Source organism: Ectopseudomonas khazarica, from assembly GCF_017915135.1.
In the GTDB taxonomy this organism is placed as follows: domain Bacteria; phylum Pseudomonadota; class Gammaproteobacteria; order Pseudomonadales; family Pseudomonadaceae; genus Aquipseudomonas; species Aquipseudomonas khazarica.
The window spans coordinates 3988297-4009429 of the sequence record NZ_CP068551.1 but is presented as its reverse complement, the minus strand read 5'-3'; the positions used below and the strand labels follow the sequence as shown (position 1 = coordinate 4009429).

The following is a 21133-nucleotide window of genomic DNA, read 5'->3' as shown; positions in this document are numbered from 1 at the left end:
TTCGTTTCTGGGTCGCGTTGACCGATGGGTTTCGTGGCCAGGTCCATCCATAGAATGAGCAGTCGTGGCATGACCCCGAGAGAGCAGGAAATCCAGCGGCGTACCCAGTTGTCGGAAACCCGCGTGACCAAGGCGGTGTTCCCGCCGACCACCAACCATCACAACACCCTGTTCGGCGGCACGGCGCTGGCCTGGATGGACGAGGTGTCGTTCATCGCCGCCACGCGTTTCTGCCGCCTGCCGCTGGTGACCGTGTCCAGCGATCGTATCGATTTCAAGCATGCGATCCCGGCGGGGTCGATCGTCGAGTTGATCGGTCGGGTGGTCAAGGTTGGCAACACCAGCCTCAAGGTGGAGGTCGAGGTGTTCGTCGAGGGCCTTTACCAGGAGGGGCGCGAGCGGGCCATCAGCGGCAGCTTCAGCTTCGTCGCCGTCGACGAGCAGCAGAAGCCGGTGCCGGTGCTGCCGGGCTTCGCGCAGTAGGCGGGCAGCGGCTCAGGGGCGCAGGCTGACTTTCAGGCTGGCCTGCGACAGGTCGATGTTGTGCAGGCTCAGGTTGCCGAAGCTCTGCCCGGCAGGGGCGCCCTTGACCCGGATGTTGTCGAAGCGCAGCTCACCGATCGAGCTGGGCAGGTTGACGTTGAACGAACCGTCATTGTTCAGCGTCGAGCGCAGCTTGCCGGTGTCGTAGCGCACGTCGCTCAGGCGGGTTTCGGCGTCCAGGTTGTCGAGTACCGGCATCACCAGCTTGGCCAGCTGCTTGACCGTGCCCAGTCCGTCGCCGCTTTCCGCACGCAGCAGCAGCCCCTGCAGCGCGTCGTCCAGGCCCTGCGCGCTGACCTCGCTCATCTCGCTGTCGCTCAGTGACTGCATGCCTCGCGGCGTTTCTTCCTGGCTGATGCTGCTGGGGGGCTGCAGGCGCTGGATGTCGGCGCTGGCCATCTGAAAGGGGGTCATCAGCGCGGCCACCAGGGTGGCGGCGAGGCGCAGGTTGCTCTGCTTCTTCAGCGCCTTGCCCAGTTGCTTCTGGGTCAGCAGACCCTGTTCCACCAGCACCTCGCCGAGGCGCTTGTGGCTGGTCAGCTGTGCCTTGATGGCAGCATCCAGCTGCGCGGTGCTGATCAGTCCCTTGTTGATCAGTATCTGGCCGAGTCGAGAGTTGACGTGCTGGGACATGAAGGGCTACCAGGTGTGTGATGGCATGGTGGAATCATGGGTGTGACATCCCTGTCTGTCACCCAACCAAAGATAGGCTACCCCGCAGTCGATTCCGTGGCCGCGGGTTATTCCTCTACGGGCGCGGCAGGTGCTGTTTCCTCTGTTTCGATAAGTGCCATCAGTGTCCAGCCCGTGCCGGGCGTGAAGGCCAGTGGCTGGGTGGCGATGTGCAGCCAGCCGTTGGGTGCGCGGGCCAGCAGCAGGGTCGCGCGCTTGCCGTACAGCGCGGTGTAGGCATCCCAGTCGAAGGTCTCGCTCAGGGTGGTGCTGCGGACCTCGTCGCCACGCGCCAGCCGGCTGGCGAATTGAGGATAGCTCAGTGCCTGGCTGCCGATCGCCGTGCCCCGTACTTCATCGCTGCTGCGATGCTTGTCGCTGCGCCTGCCGTCGGCGCTGGTGGGCAGGGTGAAGCGCCGGTTCCTCGGGAAGTCATGGCGGAAATGCATGCAGGCCAGGGCGTTCAGCTCCGCCGACGGTGCCAGTGCCAGCAAGTGGCCGAGGCCGACCAGGTCCAGGTGCGCTTCGGCGTGTTGCGAGGTCGGGTTGCCGAAGTAGGTGGGCAGTCCGGCCATGCGCGCGGCGCGGATGTTTTCCCAGCTCGAGTCGGTCAGCAGGACCTGGCTGCCGAGCCCCTGGATGGCCTTGCCCACTGCCCGGGCGACCGGGTTGGCGCCGACGATCAGGAAGCCGCTCGGCGAGGGTTCCGTCACCTTCAGCAGGCGCGCCAGCGGGCGTGCCGTGGCGCTTTGCAGCACCACGGTGCCGATGATGACCAGGAAGGTCAGCGGCACCAGCAGCTGGGCCTGTTCGTTCCCCTGCTGCTCCAGGCGCAGGGCGAAGATCGCCGAGACCGCGGCGGCGACGATGCCGCGCGGGGCGATCCAGGCCAGCAGGGCGCGTTCACGCCAGTTCAGGCTCGAGCCCAGCGTGCAGGCGAGGATGTTCAGCGGCCGGGCGATCAGCTGGATCACGGCGAGCAGCACCAGCGTCGCCGGCCCCAGGGCCAGCAGGGCATAGAGGTCCAGCCGGGCGGCGAGGATGATGAACAGGCCGGAGATCAGCAGCACGCTGAGGTTCTCCTTGAAATGCAGGATCGGGCGGATGTCCACGCCGCGCATGTTGGCCAGCCACATGCCCATGATCGTCACCGCCAGCAGGCCGGACTCGTGCACCAGCAGGTTAGCGGCGATGAAGATGCCCAGCACGGCGGCCAGCGAGGCGAAGTTGTGCAGGTACTCCGGCAGCCAGCGACGGCGCAGCACGATACCGAAGGCCCAGCCGGCGGCGGCGCCGAGCAGGCTGCCGCAGGCGATCACCGCGGCGAAGGTGCTGAGGCTCTCGCTCAGCGCGTTGCCTTCGCCGTAGCTGACGATGAAGGCGAAGGTCACCACCGCCAGCAGGGCGCCGATGGGGTCGATGACGATGCCTTCCCAGCGCAGGATGTTGGCGACTGCCGATGTGGGGCGAACCACGCGCAGCATCGGGGCGATCACCGTGGGGCCGGTCACCAGCGTCAGGGTGCCGAACAGCAGGGCGAGGTCCCAGGCGAAGCCCAGCAGGTAGTGGCTGGCCAGGCTGATCACGGCCCAGGTGAGCAGGGCGCCGAGGGTCACCAGGCGATGCACGACCTTGCCGATCTCGCGCCATTCGGAGAGGTGCAGGGTCAGGCTGCCTTCGAACAGGATCAGGGCGACGGCCAGCGAGATGAAGGGAAACAGCAGCGGGCCGAACAGCTCCTGCGGGTCGAGCAGACCCAGCAGGGGGCCGGCGAGAATGCCGCCGAACAGCAGGAACAGAATGGCCGGCAGGCGCAGTCGCCAGGCCAGCCATTGGCTGGCCAGTGCCAGCAAGCCGATGCCGCCCAGGCTCAGCAGGATCTGTGTTTCGCTCATCGAATCTCCCTATCTGGTATTTCTAGAAACTGCCTGCGTGGCCATCACTGCGTCGAAAACAGGCGCAAAGTGCTCATTCATAGCGCGTAGACTGCACGTCTTCGCCTGTTCTTGCCTTGCGCTGGCTGCCTCGCCCACGGCTTTGGAGTTGCCCTATCGCGGTGAGGCTGTGGAAAACTAGCGGTACATTTTGTCATGGGTCGTCGATGTCAACGTTAACTCATCCCCTGATTGAGCGCTTCCTCGAGGCGTTGTGGTTGGAAAAGGGGCTCTCCGCCCATACGCAGGCCGCCTATCGCAGCGACCTGGAACACTTCAACGCCTGGCTGGATGCGCGTGGCCTGGCGTTGCAGCACATTGGTCGCGACGCGATTCTCGATCACCTGGCCTGGCGTCTGGAACAGGGCTACCAGGCGCGCTCGACGGCGCGCTTCCTGTCCGGGTTGCGGGGGTTCTACCGTTTCCTGCTGCGCGAGACCCTGATCGGCGAAGATCCGACGTTGCAGGTCGACCTGCCGCAGATCGGTCGGCCGCTGCCCAAGTCGCTGTCGGAGGCCGATGTCGAGGCCCTGTTGCAGGCGCCCGATCTGGACGACTCCATCGGCCTGCGCGATCGCGCCATGCTCGAGGTGCTCTACGCCTGCGGGTTGCGGGTCAGCGAGCTGGTGGGCCTGACGCTGGAGCAGGTCAATCTGCGCCAGGGGGTGTTGCGGGTGTTCGGCAAGGGCAGCAAGGAACGCCTGGTGCCGCTGGGCGAGGAGGCCATCGCCTGGATCGAGCGCTACACGCGCGAGGCGCGCCCGCTGTTGCTCGGCGGCAAGCCCAGTGATGTGCTGTTTCCCAGTCTGCGGGGTGAGCAGATGACCCGGCAGACCTTCTGGCACCGGATCAAGCACCAGGCCCGCGTCGCGGGGATCGCCAAGGCGCTGTCGCCGCATACCCTGCGGCATGCCTTCGCCACCCACCTGCTCAACCATGGTGCCGATCTGCGCGTGGTGCAGATGCTGCTGGGGCACAGCGACCTGTCCACCACGCAGATCTATACCCACATCGCCCGCGCGCGACTGCAGGAACTGCACGCCCAGCATCATCCGCGCGGCTGATCGCGGATGAACGAAACCCCGCCGTCGTTGCCGAGGGCGGGGTGCGTTCTGCCGGTGGTTTATTTCAGGCTGTTCTTCAGCGCCTGGGCGGCCTGGTCCATGGCACTGCGTACCGCTGGGACCTCCGCGATCACGTTGAGCAGCCCGTAGTCATGGATCATGCCGTTGTAGCGCACCGAGGTGACCGCGACGCCGGCGGCGTTCAGGCGGCGAGCGTAGGCTTCGCCTTCATCGCGCAGCACGTCCATCTCGGCGGTCTGCACCAGTGCCGGCGGCAGGCCCTGCAACTGTTCCAGGCTGGCGCGCAGCGGCGAGGCGTAGACCTCGTTACGCTGCTTCGGGTCGCTGGTGTAGTTGTCCCAGAACCATTCCATCATGCCGCGGGTCAGGAAGTGGCCTTCGGCGAACTGGTTGTAGGACGCGTTGTTGAAGTTGGCATCGGTGACCGGCCACAGCAGCAACTGGAAGCGCAGCTTCGGTGTACCGGCGGCCTTCGCCTTGAGGGCGACCACGGCCGCCATGTTGCCGCCGACGCTGTTGCCGGCCACGGCCAGGCGCGAGCCGTCGACACCGATCTTGCTGCCGTTGTCCGCGACCCATTTGGTCGCTGCATAGGCCTGGTTGATCGCGGTCGGGTACCTGGCTTCCGGCGACGGCGTGTAGTCGACGTAGATCGCCGCGGCGCCGGAGCCCACCACCAGGTCACGGATCAGCCGCTCGTGGGTCGGATAGTCACCCAGTACCCAGCCGCCACCGTGGAAGAACATGAAGCCGGGCAGTACGCCGCGAGCGCCTTCGGGACGCACCACCTTGAGGGTGATGGCCTGGCCGTCCACGTCGATCGTCCTGGTCTCCACGGTGATGCCGGACAGGTCCACCTTGACGCTGGCCTGGGCGCCCACCAGCACGCCGCGGGCGTCTTTCGGGGTGAGCGTTTCCAGGGGCTGGCCAGCACCTGCGGCCAGTGCGTCGAGGAAGCCCTGGGTGTTGCGTTCCACGCCGGGGCTGCCGGCGGCGAAGCTGTTGCCGATGGCCAGGGCGAGCAGCCCGGCGGTCAGGGTGCGAGAGATGTTCATGGTCAAACTCCTGTCGTTAGGTAGGGCTGCTGGGTTCAGTTCTGGTTGCTGCACACGCTGGACAGCTGTTCGTAGTCGAGGACGTGCACCTCGCCCGCACTGTTGCGGTAGGTCATCTTCGCCGTCACGACCTCGCACTGCGGGCTATTCGGCACCTCGATGGCGATCACCTTGGCGATATCCAGGTCCTGCCCGTAGCGATAGGGCGTGGCTTGCGCGCCGTGGGCGACGCTGGTCAGCGAGGCGCCAAGCGAGAGAGTCGTCAGGGCGATGGCGAACAGGGGGCGGGTTTTCATGCTGCTTCTCCTCTCGGGCAGCGCTCGGGTCCTGGCCGCGAGCGCTGGCTGCTGTCTGTCAGACGATGGTCAGGGTGACGTCGATGTTGCCGCGGGTGGCGTTGGAGTACGGGCAGACGATGTGCGCGCGATCCACCAGGGTCTGTGCCGCTTCAGGGGCGAGGCCGGGCAGGCTGATCCGCAGCTCGACCTCGATGCCGAAGCCGGTGGGGATGGCGCCGATGCCTACGGTGCCTTCGATGAAGGTGTCAGCCGGGATGCTCAGCTTGTCGCGGGCCGCGACGAACTTCAGCGCGCCGAGGAAGCAGGCGGAATAGCCGGCTGCGAACAGTTGCTCGGGGTTGGTGCCGTTGCCGCCTGCGCCGCCGAGTTCCTTCGGGGTGGTCAGGGCGATGTCCAGGATGCCGTCGGAGGAGACGGCGCGGCCTTCACGGCCACCAAAGGCTTCGGCGGTTGCACGGTAGAGAACGTTTTCGATGGTCATGGCGGTAATCCTCTTGGGTTGGGGTTGGATGGAGTGGCTTGCTAATTATTTGTGCGCTAACCGTTTCCATGGAGCGAACTGTATTGCGCAAAAGATTTGCGCGCAAGATAAATTTATCGAGTATTTCGCTATATGGATATGTTGCGCAGGAATAAGGAGCGAAGAGGTGGTGGAGAGTGCGCGCGTAAAATGCCCGTGTGCTGCTGGCGCGTGTGCCGTCTGTTAGCTGTTCGGCTGTCTGCAACGCCATCTGTGGTAGGCTGTTGCGATTTTCACCGGTCCGTCGTTCGACAGGAGTGTTCATGTCCCTGACCCGTATTTCCGCTGCCCTGGCGCTCATGCTGGGCGCTGGCGTCTCGATGGCTGCAGAACCTGACCAGGCCATTCGTCAGGCGCTGCAGTCGCTCGACGCCAACTTGCCGATCGAAGCCATTGCCGAGAGCCCGATGTCGGGCATCTATCAGGTTCAGCTGGAGGGTGGGCGGCAGCTCTACACCAGTGCGGACGGCCAGTTTCTGATCCAGGGCTATCTGTTCCAGGTCAAGGATGGCAAGGCGGTCAACCTCACCGAGATCGAAGAGAGCCGTGCGGTGGCCAAGCAGATCAATGCCATTCCGGCCAAGGAAATGGTGGTGTTCGCGCCCAAGGCGCCGAAAACCCATATCACCGTGTTCACCGACACCGATTGTGGCTACTGCCAGAAGCTGCACAGCGAAGTGCCGGAGCTCAATCGCCTGGGCGTCGAAGTGCGCTACGTGGCCTTCCCGCGCCAGGGCCTGAACAGCCCGGCAGCCAAGGAACTGGCCAGCGTCTGGTGCAGCAAGGATCGCCAGGCGGCGATGAACCTGGCCAAGACTCGCCAGGCGGTGCCGGAGGCGGACTGCGACAACCCGGTGGCCAAGCAGTATCAGTTGGGCCAGATGATCGGTGTCAACGGTACGCCGGCCATCGTGCTGGCCAACGGCAAGATGATTCCGGGTTACCAGCCGGCGCCGCAGCTGGCCAGGATCGCCCTGGAGTCGAACGATTGAGTGCGGATTGACTAACAAACAGCCGCTTCGTAATGTGCGGCTCTTTTCGGCGGCCGGGGCTTGCTCCGGCCGTTTTATGCAGTGCTGATGGGGATATAGAGCGTGAAGCCGGTCAAAGTGGGTATCTGTGGGCTGGGGACCGTAGGTGGCGGTACTCTGAATGTACTCAAGCGCAACGCCGAGGAAATTACCCGGCGTGCCGGTCGCGGCATCGAGATTGCCCAGATCGCCATTCGTTCGCCCAAGCCGCAGTACGACACGACCGGTATCCAGATCACCCGTGACGTCTTCGAGCTGGTCAACAACCCGGACATCGATGTGGTCGTCGAGCTGATCGGCGGCTACACCCTGGCCCGCGAGCTGGTACTCAAGGCCATCGACAACGGCAAGCACGTGGTCACCGCGAACAAGGCGCTGATCGCCGTACACGGCAACGAGATCTTCGCCCGTGCCCGCGAGAAGGGCGTGATCGTCGCGTTCGAGGCGGCGGTTGCCGGTGGCATTCCGGTGATCAAGGCGATTCGCGAAGGCCTGGCGGCCAACCGCATCAACTGGCTGGCCGGCATCATCAACGGCACCGGCAACTTCATCCTCACCGAGATGCGTGAGAAGGGGCGTGCCTTCGAGGACGTGCTCAAGGAAGCGCAGGCGCTGGGTTATGCCGAGGCCGATCCGACCTTCGACGTCGAAGGTATCGACGCCGCGCACAAGCTGACCATCCTGGCCTCCATCGCCTTCGGCGTGCCGCTGCAGTTCGACAAGGCCTACACCGAAGGCATCACCCGGCTGACCACTGCCGACGTGAACTATGCCGAGGCGCTGGGCTATCGCATCAAGCACCTGGGTGTCGCCCGTCGCACCGAGGCCGGCATCGAGCTGCGCGTGCACCCGACGCTGATCCCGGCGGACCGCCTGATCGCCAACGTCAACGGCGTGATGAACGCGGTGATGGTCAATGGCGATGCCGTCGGCAGCACCCTGTACTACGGTGCCGGTGCGGGCATGGAGCCGACCGCCTCGGCGGTGGTGGCGGACCTGGTGGACGTGGTGCGTGCCCTGACCACCGACCCGACCAATCGCGTGCCGCACCTGGCGTTCCAGCCTGACTCGCTGTCCGATCACCCGATCCTGCCCATCGAGCAGTGCGAGAGCGCCTACTACCTGCGTATCCAGGCCAAGGATCACCCGGGTGTGCTGGCGCAGGTGGCGAGCATCCTCTCCGAGCGTGGCATCAACATCGAGTCGATCATGCAGAAGGAAGCCGAGGAGCAGGACGGCCTGGTGCCGATGATCCTGGTGACTCACCGTGTGATCGAGGCGCGCATCATCGACGCCATTGCCGCCATGGAAGCGCTGGACGGCGTGACGTCGCCGGTCATGCGCCTGCGTGTCGAGCAGCTCAACTAATTCCGTGTCCACCTGCGGGCTGCGGGCCCGCGGGTGCAGCAAACGAAGGTCTATCCCATGCGCTATATCAGTACTCGCGGCCAGGCGCCGGCCCTGAATTTCGAAGACGTGCTGCTGGCCGGCCTGGCCAGTGATGGTGGCCTCTACGTGCCGGAGAACCTGCCGCGCTTCACCGTAGAGGAAATCGCCTCCTGGGCGGGCTTGCCGTACCACGAGCTGGCGTTCCGCGTGATGCGCCCGTTCGTGGCGGGTTCCATCGCCGATGCCGACTTCAAGAAGATCCTCGAAGAGACCTATGGTGTCTTCGCGCACAACGCCGTGGCGCCGCTGCGCCAGCTGAACGGCAACGAGTGGGTCATGGAGCTGTTCCACGGTCCGACCCTGGCGTTCAAGGACTTCGCCCTGCAACTGCTTGGTCGCCTGCTCGACCACGTGCTGGCCAGGCGTGGCGAGCGTGTGGTGATCATGGGGGCGACCAGTGGTGATACCGGTTCCGCCGCCATCGAAGGCTGCAAGGCCTGCGACAATGTCGACATCTTCATCATGCACCCGCACAACCGGGTGTCCGAAGTGCAGCGTCGGCAGATGACCACCATCCTCGGCGAGAACATCCACAACATCGCCATCGAAGGCAACTTCGACGACTGCCAGGAGATGGTCAAGGCCAGCTTCGCCGACCAGGGCTTCCTCAAGGGCACCCGTCTGGTGGCGGTCAACTCGATCAACTGGGCGCGGATCATGGCCCAGATCGTCTACTACTTCCACGCTGCGCTGCAGCTCGGCGCGCCGGCGCGTTCGGTGGCCTTCTCGGTGCCGACCGGCAACTTCGGCGACATCTTCGCCGGTTACCTGGCGCGCAACATGGGCCTGCCGGTCAGTCAGCTGATCGTCGCCACCAACCGCAACGACATCCTGCACCGCTTCATGAGCGGCAATCAGTACGTCAAGGAAACCCTGCATCCGACCCTGTCGCCGTCGATGGACATCATGGTCTCGTCCAACTTCGAGCGGCTGCTGTTCGACCTGCACGGTCGCAATGGCGCCGCCATCGCCGGTCTGATGGACAGCTTCAAGCAGGGTGGCGGCTTCAGTGTCGAGGAAGATCGCTGGGTCGAGGCGCGCAAGCTGTTCGACTCGCTGGCGGTGAATGACGAGCAGACCTGTGAAACCATCACCGAGGTGTACAAGGAGTGCGGCGAGCTGCTCGACCCGCACACGGCCATCGGCGTGCGCGCAGCGCGTGAATGCCGTCGAAGCCTGGCCACGCCGATGGTGGTGCTGGGTACCGCGCACCCGGTCAAGTTCCCCGAGGCGGTGGAGAAGGCTGGTATCGATGCGGTGCCGGCGTTGCCGGCGCACCTGGCCGACCTGTTCCAGCGCGATGAGCGTTGCACCGTGCTGGCCAACGACCTGAAGGTCGTGCAGCAGTTCGTCGCGGCGCATGGCAATCGCGGCAAGCCGCTCTGAGTCGTCTGTCAGCATGCAACCGGCGCCCCAGTGGCGCCGGTTTCGTTTGGGCCTGGCTCAGAGGCTGAAGATCAGCACCAGCAGCGCCGTCAGGGTGATCAGCGTCAGCCAGATCAGAGCATTGAGGCGGCTGGCGCGGAGGATGGCGGCGCCGCGCAGGTGGACGGGAGGGTTGTCCTCCAGATACTGGTCGATGCGGCGTTCGGCCTCCTTCTGGTCGGCCGCCAGGTATTCGCTGAGCAGGTCGATGGCGGCCTGGCGCTGCTCGGCATGCAGCAGCTGGCGTACGGCGGGTGGCAGTTCGTTCATGCTGCTGCCGCTCTCCTGTGCGGGTCGGTTGGGGTCATAACTGCGACCGGGTTAGCGCTTTTTTCCGTGCGCCCTGCGTGTGGCTGAGGTTTAATTCGACACGTCGCGAATGGATGCGTTCTAGCCCGATCATGGATGAGCCCTGGCCCCTGCCTCTTTTCTTTTCGTTCCCGTCTGCTGATCGGCTCGTTTCGTGCCGAGGATGACGCCTGCGCGCTCGCCTGACGAACGGCATCACATTTATCACATGTAATCACTTTACGACTCACATGTAAGGGTCTAGGCTGTTGTTCATGGAAAGCAAATCATCAGCCCATTACCAGCGTCTTTATCGTCAGCGCCTGCGCGAGCAGGGGCTGGTGAAGAAGGAAGTCTGGATCTTGCCCGAGCACGCACCGCTGCTGGTTGCGTTCGAGCGCAAACTACGCCAGCCGCAGTCGATGCTGGTTCCGATGGAGAAGGAGGAGGATATGAGCATGCCTCAGGTTTGGACCGCCAAGGCGCTGCATGAAGCGCTGGCGGCAACGGAGTTGTTCCAGAGCGGGCAGGCCGGCATCGAGCTGATTCAGGGCGCCGACGCCAGTCTGCACATCACCATGCGCGAATATGGCGACCTGCCGCTGTTCGTTGCCGTGTTCGGCGAGCAGATCATCGTCGAGGCGTTGCTCTGGCCAGCGGCGGACGTGAAGGACGGCGCTGCTTTCAACGAGGAAGTGCTGCGCACCCACAAGCTGTTCCCGCTGTCGTCCATCGGCCTGGAGAAGATGGTCGACGGGCGCGACTGCTACACCATGTTCGGCGCACTGAGCTCCTACTCCACGCTGTCCGATGTGGTGTTCGAGATCGAGCTGCTGGCGGACAACGTGATCAAGGCCACCGAAGCCTACGAAGGCTTCCTCAAGACCGGCGCCTGAGAGGAGAGAATCCATGAACGTCTGGAGCAAATTGCTGACCGCGCTGCGTGGCGGCGCCAACGAGATGGGCGAGGCCGTGGTCGACAGCCAGGCCCTGCGCATTCTCGACCAGGAAATCCGCGACGCCGACAGCGAGCTGCGCAAGTCCAAGGAAGCCCTCGCCGAGATCATGGCCAAGCACAAGCTGGCCAGCGACAAGGTGAGCAAGAGCGCAACCAGCATCGCCGAGTACGAGCAGTACGCTCTCAAGGCGCTGGAAGCGGGCAACGAGACGCTGGCCAAGGAAGTGGCCGAGAAGATCGCCAACCTGGAGGTCGAACAGGCCAGCGAGCGTGAGCAGGCCGAAGGCTTCGCCGCCAGCGTCGCGCAACTGCGCAAGGCCGTGAGTCAGGCCGAGGGCAACATCAAGCGCCTCAAGCAGCAGGTGGATACGGTCAAGGCCACCGAAAGCGTGCAGAAGGCGCAGATGGCCGTGGCCCAGCGCTACGGCGGTTCCCAGGCCAAGCTGCAGACGGCGGTCGAGTCGCTCGAGCGCATCAAGCAGAAGCAGGCCGAGCGTGGTGCGAAGATGGAAGCCTCGGCGGAACTCGCTGCCACCAGCGCACCGGACGACTCGCTGGAGGCCAAGCTGCGAGCTGCGGGCATCAAGGCCGACAGCGCCAGTGCCGACAGTGTGCTGGCGCGCCTGAAGGACAAGTCCAAGGCCTGATCGAGGCTGCATGAACCGGCAGGGGCGAGTGATCGTCCCTGTCGTATGGATTCAGGACAAGGAAAACCATGGAACTCTTCCTGCAGACCGCGCTGTCGTTTCCCACTGCCATCTACAGCTTCCTGCTGTGCGTGGCGGTCATCTATTGGCTGGTGGTCGCGGCCGGCCTGCTCGATATCGACCTGCTCGACATCGAGGCCGACTCGGTGATGGAGGGCGGCGCACAGACCGAAGGCCTGGCGGGGCTGCTGTACAAACTCAAGCTCGACGGCGTACCGGCCACGCTGGTGCTGACCCTGCTGTTCTTTTTCGCCTGGTTCGCCTGCTACTTCATCGAACTGTGGCTGCTGCGTCACCTGCCGCTGGGCATCCTGCGCTATCCGCTCGGCCTGGTGGTGATCGTCGCCTCCTTCCTCCTGGCTGCGCCGCTCTGCGCGGCCATCTGCCGGCCGCTGCGCCCACTGTTCCAGAAAGTCGAGGCGATCAGCAGCAAGTCGGTGCTGGGTCAGGTGGCGGTGGTCCGCAGCGGCAAGGTCACCGAGCGCCACGGCGAGGCGGTGCTGGAAGACGGCGGCGCGGGGCTGATCCTGCGTGTGCGCGCCGACGAGGCACTGGGCTTCAAGCGCGGCGACCGCGTGGTGCTGCTGGAGTACCTGGCTGCCGAACATGCCTATCGGGTCATCACCGAAGAAGAGTTTCGAGGCGTATAGCGTCTGCCGACAATCCGTACGTCACACAGGGCTGGCAGGGTAGGGCATCGCCGAACCTGTCTGCACAATTAGCAAAGGAGTACAGCTGTAATGGAAAACCTCATTCCCTTCATCGTCGGGGCGGGGCTGGTCGTTCTCTTCGTGATCGCCCTGATCGCGCTGTTCAAGGCGTTCTACATCAAGGTTCCGCAGGGCACCGCGCTGATCGTCAATGACATGAGCTCGACGCCCAAGGTGCACTTCACCGGTTCCCTGGTGTACCCGGTGATCCACCTCAAGGAGTTCATGAAGATCTCCCTGATCACCCTGGAAGTGGACCGTCGCGCCAAGGACGGTCTGATCTGCCGTGACAACCTGCGTGCCGACATCACCGTGGCCTTCTACCTGCGCGTCAACGAGACCCAGGAAGACGTGCTCAAGGTGGCCAAGGCCATCGGTGTCGACCGTGCCTCCGATCGTGGCGCGGTCAACGAGCTGTTCAATGCCAAGTTCTCCGAGGCACTGAAGACCGTCGGCAAGCAGTTCGACTTCGTCCAGCTGTTCGAGAACCGCCAGGATTTCCGCGACCGCATCGTCGAGGTGATCGGCAACGACCTCAACGGTTACGTGCTGGAAGACGTGGCCATCGACTACCTGGAGCAGACCTCCAAGGTGTCGCTGGACCCGAGCAACATCCTCGACGCCGAGGGTATCCGCAAGATCACCGAGCTGACCGCTGCGCAGAACGTCATCACCAACGAGCTCGAGCGCAACGAAGAACTGGCGATCAAGAAAAAGAACGTCGAAACCCGCGAAGCGACTCTATCGCTCGAGCGTCAGCAGGCCGATGCCGAGGCGCGGCAGAAGCGCGAGATCGAAACCATCCGCGCCCGTGAGGAAGCCGAGACCCTCAAGGTCCGTGAAGAAGAGCGCCTGAAGGCCGAGCAGGCGCGCATCCAGACCCAGCAGGAGCTGGACATCCGCGCCGAGAACCATCAGCGCGAAGTGGAAGTGGCGCAGCAGAACCGCCAGCGTGCCGTGGTCATCGAGGTGGAGAAAGTCACCCGTGCCAAGGACCTGGAAGTGGTTGCCCGCGAGCGCGAAGTCGAACTGCAGCGCATCGAGAAGGAAAAGGCGCTGGAAGAAGAGCGCAAGAACATCGCCGGTGTGATCCGCGAGCGCGTGGCGGTCGAGAAGACCGTGGCCCAGGAAGAAGAACGCATCAAGGAAGTGCGCGAAGTGTCCGAGGCCGAGCGCCTCAAGCAGGTCACCGTACTCAATGCCCAGGCCGAGGCCGAGCAGGAGCTGGTGCGTCAGGTCAAGCAGGCCGAAGCCGACGAGGCACGTTCCAAGCACAAGGCGGTCGAGATCAACACCCTGGCCCAGGCCGAACTGGAAGCGGCCTCCAAGAGCGCCGAGGCCAAGAAGAAGTTGGCCGAAGGGATCGAAGCCGAGCGTGCCGCGCCCGGCCTGGCCGATGCCAAGGTGCGCGAAGTCACCGCTGCCGCGAAAGAGAAGGAAGGCCTGGCCGAGGCTCGCGTGCAGGCTGAGCGCCTGATCGCCGATGCCAAGGGCGAGCAGGAAAAAGGTCTGGCCGAAGCCCGTGTGCTGGAAGCACAAGCCTCGGCGAAGGAGAAGGACGGTCTGGCCGAAGCCAAGGTGCTGGAGGAGAAACTCTCCGCCCAGGCACGCGGCGAGGAGCAACTGGGTCTGGCCAAGGCCAAGGCGACCAAGGAACAGGGTTCGGCCGAAGCCGCGATCCTGCTGGAGCGCCTCAGCGCCGAAGCCGAAGGTCTGGGCAAGAAGTTCGGTGCGCTGGATTCGCTCAGCGACGCGGCACGCGCTCACGAAGAGTTCCGCATGCAGCTGGAGAAGAGCTTCGAAGAGGCCATGGCCGCCATCGACGCCAACAAGGACATCGCCAAGGACCAGGCCGAAGTGCTGGCCGCAGCCATGGCCAAGGCGAAGATCGAGATCGTCGGCGGCGAGGGCGACTTCTTCAACTCCTTCGCCAAGTCGCTGTCGGTGGGCAAGGCCATCGAAGGTGTGGTCGGCAAGAGCCCGGTGGTGCAGGACGTGATTTCCCGCCTGCTGGCCGGCAAGGCCGCATCCGCCGCGCCGGTCGTCGCCCCGAGCGCCGGTTCGGAGCAGGCCTGATAGCAGGGTGGGCGACGCGCAGCATGTCCACCGCTTGCATCGCCAAAGGTGGACAGAAAGCGTTGTCCACCCTGCCGACCATCCATTCATTGCTAGGTCCGGTGGGAGGTGCTTGAGCGGCGATTTTCGCGGCTCCAGCCATCCCGCGGCCCTATCGTTCGACCAATCAGGGACTACGCAATGTCAGAATCAAGAGACTATCTGGAGATGACCTTTCGCTCGATCCAGTGCTTCAGTAACGACGGCCGCCTGGATGCGCAGGAGCTCAAGAGTCTGCTGGAGATCGCCGAGCGCGATGGCGTGATCGACGACAACGAAGTACGGGTGCTGCGCAAGATCATCGCCCAGGTACGCCCCGAGGAAATCGACGCGGCGCTGCGCGACAAGATCGCCATCGTCGAGCAGAAGATCGGCGCGTAACCCAACGGGTGGCTTGCCCACCCGCAGTGTGGCCCTCACCGGCGCACTACGCATTTCTCAGCAGCCTCAGCGCACTGCGCGGGTGAGGCTGCTCGATGCCGCATATCCAGGAAGAACACGATGTCGGACGTACAGACACAGGACGTATTGGACAAGGCCGTCGCCGAGGGCGGCGCCTACGAGGTGCTGCACAAGCGCCTGCAGGAGCAGGGGCAGCGCCTGCGCGGGTTGACCGAGGCGCTCAATGGCCAGCGCCTGGCCGAGTTCGGCAGCAGTGCGATGGAGGCCATCGGCCGGGTCCGCATCCGCACCGAGAACAACTGCATCGCCCGCGATATCGTCCAGGTCGGCGAGTGCCTGCTGTTCGGCTACAACGTGTTCCTCGGCCTGAAGAAGGAAACCACGATCTCCGACGTGTTCTCCCTCTACCGGCTGGTGCAGGGCGCGGAAGGCTTCGATGCCGAGCCGGTGTCCCTGGAGGGTTCCTTCCTGGCGCAGGCCAGCTTCGTTGCCGACTTCAACGAGCTGTACACCTATTACAAGAACACCCGTCTGCTGCAACTGGCGATTCGCGATGGCAAGCTGCTGGCGAGCTTCCAGATCGGCGAACGGGTCAGCGACATCCGTGTGTTCCGCTGGTCGATCTCCACCGACGGCAAGGAAGTTCGCTACATCGATAACCGTGGCGAGCGCGATATCGCCCTGCCGGCGCCGTTCGATTTCGAATGGCAGAAGACGTCCCGCGAGATGGCGGTCACCGGCCGCCATCCGCACATGAACATCCTCGACACGGTGTTCGTCGAAACCGTCGGTGGCGACCTCACGATCAAGGTCGAGAACAATACCCAGGACGGCCTGGGCATCTACCGCGAAGCCGTCGTGGACAAGACCCAGTCGCTCGACGACGCGCAGATCGAATACGCCCGCCTAGGCAGCCTGATCCTGCTCAAGGTGCTGCCTTACCGCGAGGAGCAGTGGCGCTACCTGGTGTTCAACAGCCTGACCAACCAGGTCGAGCGCATCGACGCCATCGGCCTGGCCTGCGTACAGCTGCCGGAAGATCACGGCATCATCTTCCCCGGCGGCTACTACCTGCAGAGCGGCGAGTACAAGACCTTCGAACAGCCCATGGACGGCATGCGCTTCAAGCGCTCGGTCCGCTCGCCCAACGGCGAGGACGTGCAGTACATCTTCTACCACCCGGAGGAAGGTCGTTCGGCGCTGTTCACCTACAACATGATCAAGCGTCAGCTGCACAACCCGATCTTCGGCCACGGCTACGCGCGCCTGGAGGACGGGCGCATGGTGATCTTCTCCGCCGAGGGCAGCGAGCCGACCCGCATCCATCCGATGCAGATCTGGCAGACGCCGTTCGAGAGCGACGATTACGCGGCTCGCCAGCCGGCGCGCAGCGGTTTCTTCGGTCGTATCGGCAATGCCGAGCTGGTGCGCGGCGTGTCCGACCTGCTCAACCTGAGCCGCGAGATCGACAGCCGCGAAGTGTCGGTGGCGCGCTACACCCAGCTGTGCCAGAACACCCGTCGCCTGTTCGACGTCTACCACTGGCTGGGTGACGCCCAGTGTGCCGAACTGGCGCCGCTGCTGCGCGAGGTGGCCGCCACCTCCGAGCTGGTGCTCGACGAGTTCGAGAAGGTCGAGAGCATTCGCCAGCAATCGGCCCGTGCCATGACCGAGGCCGAGACGCGGCAGAAGAGCCTGCTCGCCGGCCTGCTGGTCGACAGCTGGGACGAGGTGCAGCATTTCGTCGAGGCGCTGAATGCCATCACCGCGCAGCGCGGCCAGCTGCTGACCATCCGTGACTACCGCTACATCGACGTGGCGCGTATCGACGCCATGGAAGCCGAGTTGCTCGAAGCGCAGGAGCGCGTGGCGTCGGCCACTTCGAACTTCCTCGCCAGCGACGCGGCCCTGCAACCCTATGTGCAGCGCCTGGGTGAACTCGATGGCCAGGCGCAGAAGGCCGAGAGCGTCACCCAGCTGAACGAGCCGTTGGTCGAGATGCAGGCCATGGCCGGCAACCTGGACATGCTGTCGAGCCTGATGGCGTCGCTGAAGATCGACGATGCCACCCAGCGCACCCGCATCGTCGAGTCGATTTCCGAGGTCTATGCCCACCTCAACCAGGCCAAGGCGCGCGCCGAACAGCGGCGCAAGGGGCTGGGCTCGGCCGAGACCGTGGCGCAGTTCGGCGCCCAGTTCAAACTGTTCAGCCAGGGCATCACCAACGCCCTGGCGCTGGCGCAGGACCCGGAGAAGTGCGACGAGCAGCTGTCCCGCCTGCTGGTGCAGCTGGAAGAGCTGGAAAGCCAGTTCGGCGATCACGAGGAATTCCTCAGCGACATCCTGGGCAAGCGCGAAGAACTGCTGGAAACCTTCGAGTCGCACAAGCAGAGCCTGCTCGACGACCGTCAGCGCCGTGCCCAGGGCGTGCTCGACGCCGCCCAGCGCATCCTCGACAGCCTGGGCCGGCGCACCGCGCGCCTGACCCAGATGGAGGAGCTCAACGCCTTCTTCGCTGCCGACCCGCTGATTCTCAAGCTGCGCGAGATGGCCGAGCGCCTGCGCGAGCTCAAGGACAGCGTCAAGGCCGATGACGTCGAGGCGCGCCTCAAGGGCGCCCGCGACCAGGCCGTGCGTGCCCTGCGCGACAAGAGCGAGCTGTTCGAAGAGGGCGGCAACGTTATCAAGCTCGGCCCGCGCCACCGTTTCAGCGTCAACACCCAGGAACTCGACCTGACCCTGATGCCGCGTGGCGATGGTCTGTACCTGCATCTGACCGGCACCGATTTTCTCGAGCCGCTGCGCGACGAGACACTGGAAGGCCTGCGTGACTACTGGCAAGTGTCGCTGGAGTCCGAGTCGCCGTCGCTGTACCGCGCCGAATACCTCGCCGGGCTGGTGCTCGACGCCGCCGTGGCTGGCCGTGAAGGGCTAAGCCTGGACCTGCTCAAGACTCACCTGGCGCAGCCGCAGAGCCTGACCCGGGTGATCCGCGACTTCGCCGCCCCGCGCTACAAGGATGCCTACGAGAAGGGCATCCACGACCACGATGCGGCGCTGATCCTCAGCCAGCTGCTGCCGCTGCGCGAAAGCGCCGGCCTGCTGCGCTTCGCGCCCACCGCGCGCGGGTTCGCCGCGCTGTTCTGGAACCGCTGGGGGGCGGACATCGAGGCCGAACTGTGGCCGGAGCATGCACGCAGCAGCCTGCACCTGCGTCAGCTGTTCGGCAGCAGCGATGGTGTCCGCCGCCTGCAGGACGAAATCGATGCGGCGATGCAGCGCTTTCTCGCCCAGCATCCGCTGCCGGTCGATGCCGCGCAGCGTCAGCAGGCTGCGGCCTATCTGATCGAGGAACTGGCGGCCAAGCCCATCGAGTTCACCTTCAGCAAATACGCCCGCCAGCTGCTCGACACCCTGCAGCAGCGCATGCAGGCCAGCCACGTGTGGGACGACTACCGCGCGGCCCTCGACAACCTGCGCGGCCGCCCGCAGCAGCGCTGGTCGCTGGTGCAGACCTGGCTCGATGGCCTGTGCGCGCAGGACGAGGCCCTGCGCGAGCTGCTCGACTACGTGCCCGAGGCGATCGCCATCAGCCTGCTCGATGACGACTTCCCCCGGCGCTTCACCGAGGTCGACCTGCGCTTCAGCGTCAGCGGCCTGCTCGGTGACCATCCGCGTCTGCAGGATGCGACCCTGGTGCTGGCCATCGACGATTACTTCGCCCGCCTGCAACAGCATCTGGAGCACTTCGTGCCGCAGCTGCAGCGTTACCAGACGCTGCGTCAGGAGGTCATCAACCGCGAGCGCGAGGCGCTGCGCCTGGCCGAGTTCAAGCCGCGGCCGCTGTCGTCGTTCGTGCGCAACAAGCTGATCAACGACGTCTACCTGGGCTTCATCGGCGACAACCTGGCCAAGCAGATGGGCACCGCCGGCGAGAATAAGCGGACCGACCTGATGGGCCTGCTGATGCTCATCTCGCCGCCGGGTTACGGCAAGACCACCTTGATGGAGTACGTGGCGCACCGCCTGGGTCTGATCTTCATGAAGGTCAACGGCCCGGCGCTGGGCCACGAGGTGCGCTCCATCGATCCGGCGCAGGCGCCGGACGCCACCTCGCGCCAGGAGCTGGAAAAGCTCAACCTGGCGCTGGAGATGGGCAACAACGTCATGCTCTACGTCGACGACATCCAGCACACCCACCCCGAGTTCCTGCAGAAGTTCATCTCGCTGTGCGACGGCACCCGGCGCATCGAGGGCGTGTGGAAGGGCAAGACCAAGACCTACGACATGCGCGGCAAGAAGTTCTGCGTGGTGATGAGCGGCAACCCCTACACCGAGTCCGGCGAAGTCTTCAAGATTCCGGACATGCTCGCCAACCGTGCCGACATCTACAACCTGGGCGACACCCTGGGCGGCATGCAGGAGGCCTTCGCGCTGTCCTACATCGAGAACAGCCTGACCTCCAACCCGGTGCTGGCGCCGCTGGCCACCCGCGACATGGCCGACGTCTACCGTTTCGTCGCCAAGGCCGAGGGCAAGCCGTTCTCTGCCAATGAACTGAGCCACACCTACAGCGCCGCCGAGATCAACGAGATTTCCTCGACTCTGCAACGCCTGATGCAGGTGCGCGACGTGGTCGGCCGGGTCAACCAGCAGTACATCGTCAGCGCCGCGCAGGCCGACCAGTACCGTACCGAGCCGCCGTTCAAGCTGCAGGGCAGCTACCGCAACATGAACAAGATGGCGGAGAAGATCAGCTCGGTGATGAACGATGGCGAGCTGCTGCAGCTGATCGCCGACCACTACCAGGGCGAGTCGCAACTGCTCACCACCGGTGCCGAAGAAAACCTGCTCAAGCTCGCCGAGCTGCGTGGCAATCAGACGCCCGAGCAGGCCGAGCGCTGGGCGCAGATCAAACGCGACTTCATGCGCAACAAGGCCATGGGCGGCAGCGACAGCGATGTCGGTGGCCGCGTGGTGGCGCAGCTCAACGACCTGGTGGAAAGCGTGCGTGGCCTGGGCGCCGGCAAGCCGGCGGCCGAGGCGCCCAGCGTGCCCTGGGAGCAGCTGCTGGCGGGGTTGGACAACCTCGGCAAGCTGCGGCCACAGGTGGAAGTGGTTGCACCTGCGCAGCCGGGCACGCAAAAATTGCTCGAGAACCTGGCCGACAGCCTGGAAAACAGCTTCCTGCCGCTGATCAAGGCGATGGACAAGAAGATCGACATCGATTTGCGCACGCACAACCGCATGCTGGAAATATCCACCCAACTGCGCGACCTCGGCACGCTGCTCGGACACGAGCAGCGCAGCGACGCCGCGGATGACGAGGCGCCGTGAGGCGAGGCTGGCTGGTTGAGCTGCGTCCGCTGCTGCTGATCAGTGGTGCGATGCTGCTGCTGCAACTGGCCAACAGCGCCCTTGGCGGCGCCCTGAACGTCTGGGGCCTGGTGCCCCGGCATGTCGAGGCATTGCCGGGCATTCTCTTCGCGCCCTGGCTGCACGGCAGCTGGGCGCACCTGCTCAGCAACCTCAGCGGTTTGCTGGTGCTGGGCAGCCTGGTGCTGTTGCGCTCACGGCGCGACTTCCTGTTCTCCAGCGCCTTCATCATCATCGGCAGCGGCCTGCTGGTCTGGGTGTTCGGCCGTACCGGCCTGCACATCGGTGCCAGCGGCTGGCTGTTCGGCTTCTGGGGCCTGTTGCTGGCACGCGCCTGGTTCGAGCGCAGCCTGCTCGACCTGCTGCTGGCGGTGCTGGTGTTCTTTCTCTATGGCGGCTGGTTCTTCGGCTTGTTGCCGCGTGCCGGCGTTTCTTTCGAATATCACCTGGCGGGAGCGTTCTGCGGTGTGTGTTACGCCGCCCTGAGCCGCCGCCGAAAAGGTCATTGAAAACTACCTGCGTTGCCATCGCGGCGTTAAAAAACAGGCTCGGAATGCTCATTTA

The 21133-nt window shown here is 64.7% G+C and carries 18 protein-coding genes; 12 read left to right on the top strand and 6 right to left on the bottom strand.

Annotated elements, in window-relative coordinates:
- Positions 1 to 69: 69 nt before the first annotated feature.
- Positions 70 to 483 (top strand): acyl-CoA thioesterase, encoded by a 414-nt coding sequence (locus JLK41_RS18880; RefSeq protein WP_037049434.1) that lies wholly within the window; start codon positions 70 to 72, stop codon positions 481 to 483.
- Positions 484 to 495: 12 nt separating this feature from the next.
- Here the strand turns inward: JLK41_RS18880 and JLK41_RS18875 are convergent, their stop codons facing one another.
- Both JLK41_RS18875 and JLK41_RS18870 read right to left on the bottom strand, forming a co-directional pair.
- Positions 496 to 1176: a cyclic di-GMP-binding domain-containing protein, MshE-related gene (locus JLK41_RS18875; protein ID WP_210389587.1), complete on the bottom strand. Its 681-nt coding sequence runs from the start codon at positions 1174 to 1176 to the stop codon at positions 496 to 498.
- Between the two features lie 107 nt (positions 1177 to 1283).
- The gene (locus tag JLK41_RS18870; RefSeq protein WP_210389586.1) at positions 1284 to 3110 is read right to left on the bottom strand and encodes a cation:proton antiporter; all 1827 of its coding nucleotides are present in this window, start codon (positions 3108 to 3110) and stop codon (positions 1284 to 1286) included.
- A gap of 206 nt (positions 3111 to 3316) precedes the next feature.
- Here JLK41_RS18870 and xerD point away from each other — a divergent pair, with 206 nt between their 5' ends.
- A complete protein-coding gene (xerD, locus tag JLK41_RS18865; protein ID WP_210389585.1) occupies positions 3317 to 4213 on the top strand; it encodes a site-specific tyrosine recombinase XerD in 897 nt (298 codons plus the stop codon).
- Between the two features lie 59 nt (positions 4214 to 4272).
- On the opposite strand, the gene JLK41_RS18860 is transcribed toward xerD, so the two are convergent.
- From JLK41_RS18860 to JLK41_RS18850, 3 genes are read right to left on the bottom strand one after another with little or no spacing between them, the layout of a single operon-like run.
- Positions 4273 to 5289: an alpha/beta hydrolase gene (locus JLK41_RS18860; RefSeq protein WP_210389584.1), complete on the bottom strand. Its 1017-nt coding sequence runs from the start codon at positions 5287 to 5289 to the stop codon at positions 4273 to 4275.
- Positions 5290 to 5324: 35 nt separating this feature from the next.
- Positions 5325 to 5585 (bottom strand): DUF2790 domain-containing protein, encoded by a 261-nt coding sequence (locus JLK41_RS18855; RefSeq protein ID WP_037049420.1) that lies wholly within the window; start codon positions 5583 to 5585, stop codon positions 5325 to 5327.
- A gap of 58 nt (positions 5586 to 5643) precedes the next feature.
- Positions 5644 to 6069: an organic hydroperoxide resistance protein gene (locus tag JLK41_RS18850; RefSeq protein WP_036994554.1), complete on the bottom strand. Its 426-nt coding sequence runs from the start codon at positions 6067 to 6069 to the stop codon at positions 5644 to 5646.
- A 302-nt stretch (positions 6070 to 6371) separates the two neighbouring features.
- Between JLK41_RS18850 and JLK41_RS18845 the strand changes: the two genes are divergently transcribed.
- From JLK41_RS18845 to thrC, 3 genes are all read left to right on the top strand, one after another.
- On the top strand, positions 6372 to 7100 hold the full coding sequence (locus JLK41_RS18845; protein ID WP_037049417.1) for a disulfide isomerase DsbC N-terminal domain-containing protein: 729 nt from the start codon (positions 6372 to 6374) through the stop codon (positions 7098 to 7100).
- A gap of 102 nt (positions 7101 to 7202) precedes the next feature.
- A complete protein-coding gene (locus tag JLK41_RS18840; RefSeq protein WP_037049416.1) occupies positions 7203 to 8507 on the top strand; it encodes a homoserine dehydrogenase in 1305 nt (434 codons plus the stop codon).
- A 57-nt stretch (positions 8508 to 8564) separates the two neighbouring features.
- Positions 8565 to 9974, top strand: coding sequence for a threonine synthase (gene thrC, locus JLK41_RS18835; RefSeq protein ID WP_037049415.1), 1410 nt, complete (start codon positions 8565 to 8567; stop codon positions 9972 to 9974).
- A 57-nt stretch (positions 9975 to 10031) separates the two neighbouring features.
- Here thrC and JLK41_RS18830 read toward each other — a convergent pair whose 3' ends face one another.
- Entirely contained in the window at positions 10032 to 10283 is a 252-nt protein-coding gene (locus JLK41_RS18830; protein WP_037049414.1) for a hypothetical protein, read from the bottom strand.
- A gap of 293 nt (positions 10284 to 10576) precedes the next feature.
- Between JLK41_RS18830 and bacA the strand changes: the two genes are divergently transcribed.
- The 7 genes from bacA (at position 10577) to JLK41_RS18795 (ending at position 21078) form a co-directional block, all read left to right on the top strand.
- Positions 10577 to 11197 (top strand): biofilm formation regulator BacA, encoded by a 621-nt coding sequence (gene bacA, locus JLK41_RS18825; protein ID WP_134677058.1) that lies wholly within the window; start codon positions 10577 to 10579, stop codon positions 11195 to 11197.
- A gap of 13 nt (positions 11198 to 11210) precedes the next feature.
- Positions 11211 to 11906 (top strand): PspA/IM30 family protein, encoded by a 696-nt coding sequence (locus JLK41_RS18820; protein WP_037049412.1) that lies wholly within the window; start codon positions 11211 to 11213, stop codon positions 11904 to 11906.
- A gap of 68 nt (positions 11907 to 11974) precedes the next feature.
- Positions 11975 to 12616 (top strand): OB-fold-containig protein, encoded by a 642-nt coding sequence (locus JLK41_RS18815; protein ID WP_134677060.1) that lies wholly within the window; start codon positions 11975 to 11977, stop codon positions 12614 to 12616.
- Positions 12617 to 12706: 90 nt separating this feature from the next.
- Positions 12707 to 14752, top strand: coding sequence for a flotillin family protein (locus JLK41_RS18810; RefSeq protein WP_037049406.1), 2046 nt, complete (start codon positions 12707 to 12709; stop codon positions 14750 to 14752).
- A 180-nt stretch (positions 14753 to 14932) separates the two neighbouring features.
- Positions 14933 to 15172, top strand: a complete 240-nt coding sequence (locus tag JLK41_RS18805) for a hypothetical protein (RefSeq protein ID WP_037049404.1) — start codon at positions 14933 to 14935, stop codon at positions 15170 to 15172.
- A gap of 120 nt (positions 15173 to 15292) precedes the next feature.
- The gene (locus JLK41_RS18800) at positions 15293 to 20530 is read left to right on the top strand and encodes a DNA repair ATPase (RefSeq protein WP_210389583.1); all 5238 of its coding nucleotides are present in this window, start codon (positions 15293 to 15295) and stop codon (positions 20528 to 20530) included.
- Positions 20527 to 21078, top strand: a complete 552-nt coding sequence (locus JLK41_RS18795; RefSeq protein WP_037049400.1) for a rhomboid family intramembrane serine protease — start codon at positions 20527 to 20529, stop codon at positions 21076 to 21078. Before JLK41_RS18800 ends, JLK41_RS18795 begins: the two co-directional genes overlap by 4 nt.
- Positions 21079 to 21133: the final 55 nt, after the last annotated feature.

What these genes read in the sequence shown, in the direction of transcription:
- JLK41_RS18880 (WP_037049434.1), top strand. Translation starts at nt 70, where the DNA reads ATGACCCCGAGAGAGCAGGAAATCCAGCGGCGTACCCAGTTGTCGGAA.
- JLK41_RS18875 (WP_210389587.1), bottom strand. Translation starts at nt 1,176, where the DNA reads ATGTCCCAGCACGTCAACTCTCGACTCGGCCAGATACTGATCAACAAG.
- JLK41_RS18870 (WP_210389586.1), bottom strand. Translation starts at nt 3,110, where the DNA reads ATGAGCGAAACACAGATCCTGCTGAGCCTGGGCGGCATCGGCTTGCTG.
- xerD (WP_210389585.1), top strand. Translation starts at nt 3,317, where the DNA reads ATGTCAACGTTAACTCATCCCCTGATTGAGCGCTTCCTCGAGGCGTTG.
- JLK41_RS18860 (WP_210389584.1), bottom strand. Translation starts at nt 5,289, where the DNA reads ATGAACATCTCTCGCACCCTGACCGCCGGGCTGCTCGCCCTGGCCATC.
- JLK41_RS18855 (WP_037049420.1), bottom strand. Translation starts at nt 5,585, where the DNA reads ATGAAAACCCGCCCCCTGTTCGCCATCGCCCTGACGACTCTCTCGCTT.
- JLK41_RS18850 (WP_036994554.1), bottom strand. Translation starts at nt 6,069, where the DNA reads ATGACCATCGAAAACGTTCTCTACCGTGCAACCGCCGAAGCCTTTGGT.
- JLK41_RS18845 (WP_037049417.1), top strand. Translation starts at nt 6,372, where the DNA reads ATGTCCCTGACCCGTATTTCCGCTGCCCTGGCGCTCATGCTGGGCGCT.
- thrC (WP_037049415.1), top strand. Translation starts at nt 8,565, where the DNA reads ATGCGCTATATCAGTACTCGCGGCCAGGCGCCGGCCCTGAATTTCGAA.
- JLK41_RS18830 (WP_037049414.1), bottom strand. Translation starts at nt 10,283, where the DNA reads ATGAACGAACTGCCACCCGCCGTACGCCAGCTGCTGCATGCCGAGCAG.
- bacA (WP_134677058.1), top strand. Translation starts at nt 10,577, where the DNA reads ATGGAAAGCAAATCATCAGCCCATTACCAGCGTCTTTATCGTCAGCGC.
- JLK41_RS18820 (WP_037049412.1), top strand. Translation starts at nt 11,211, where the DNA reads ATGAACGTCTGGAGCAAATTGCTGACCGCGCTGCGTGGCGGCGCCAAC.
- JLK41_RS18815 (WP_134677060.1), top strand. Translation starts at nt 11,975, where the DNA reads ATGGAACTCTTCCTGCAGACCGCGCTGTCGTTTCCCACTGCCATCTAC.
- JLK41_RS18810 (WP_037049406.1), top strand. Translation starts at nt 12,707, where the DNA reads ATGGAAAACCTCATTCCCTTCATCGTCGGGGCGGGGCTGGTCGTTCTC.
- JLK41_RS18805 (WP_037049404.1), top strand. Translation starts at nt 14,933, where the DNA reads ATGTCAGAATCAAGAGACTATCTGGAGATGACCTTTCGCTCGATCCAG.
- JLK41_RS18800 (WP_210389583.1), top strand. Translation starts at nt 15,293, where the DNA reads ATGTCGGACGTACAGACACAGGACGTATTGGACAAGGCCGTCGCCGAG.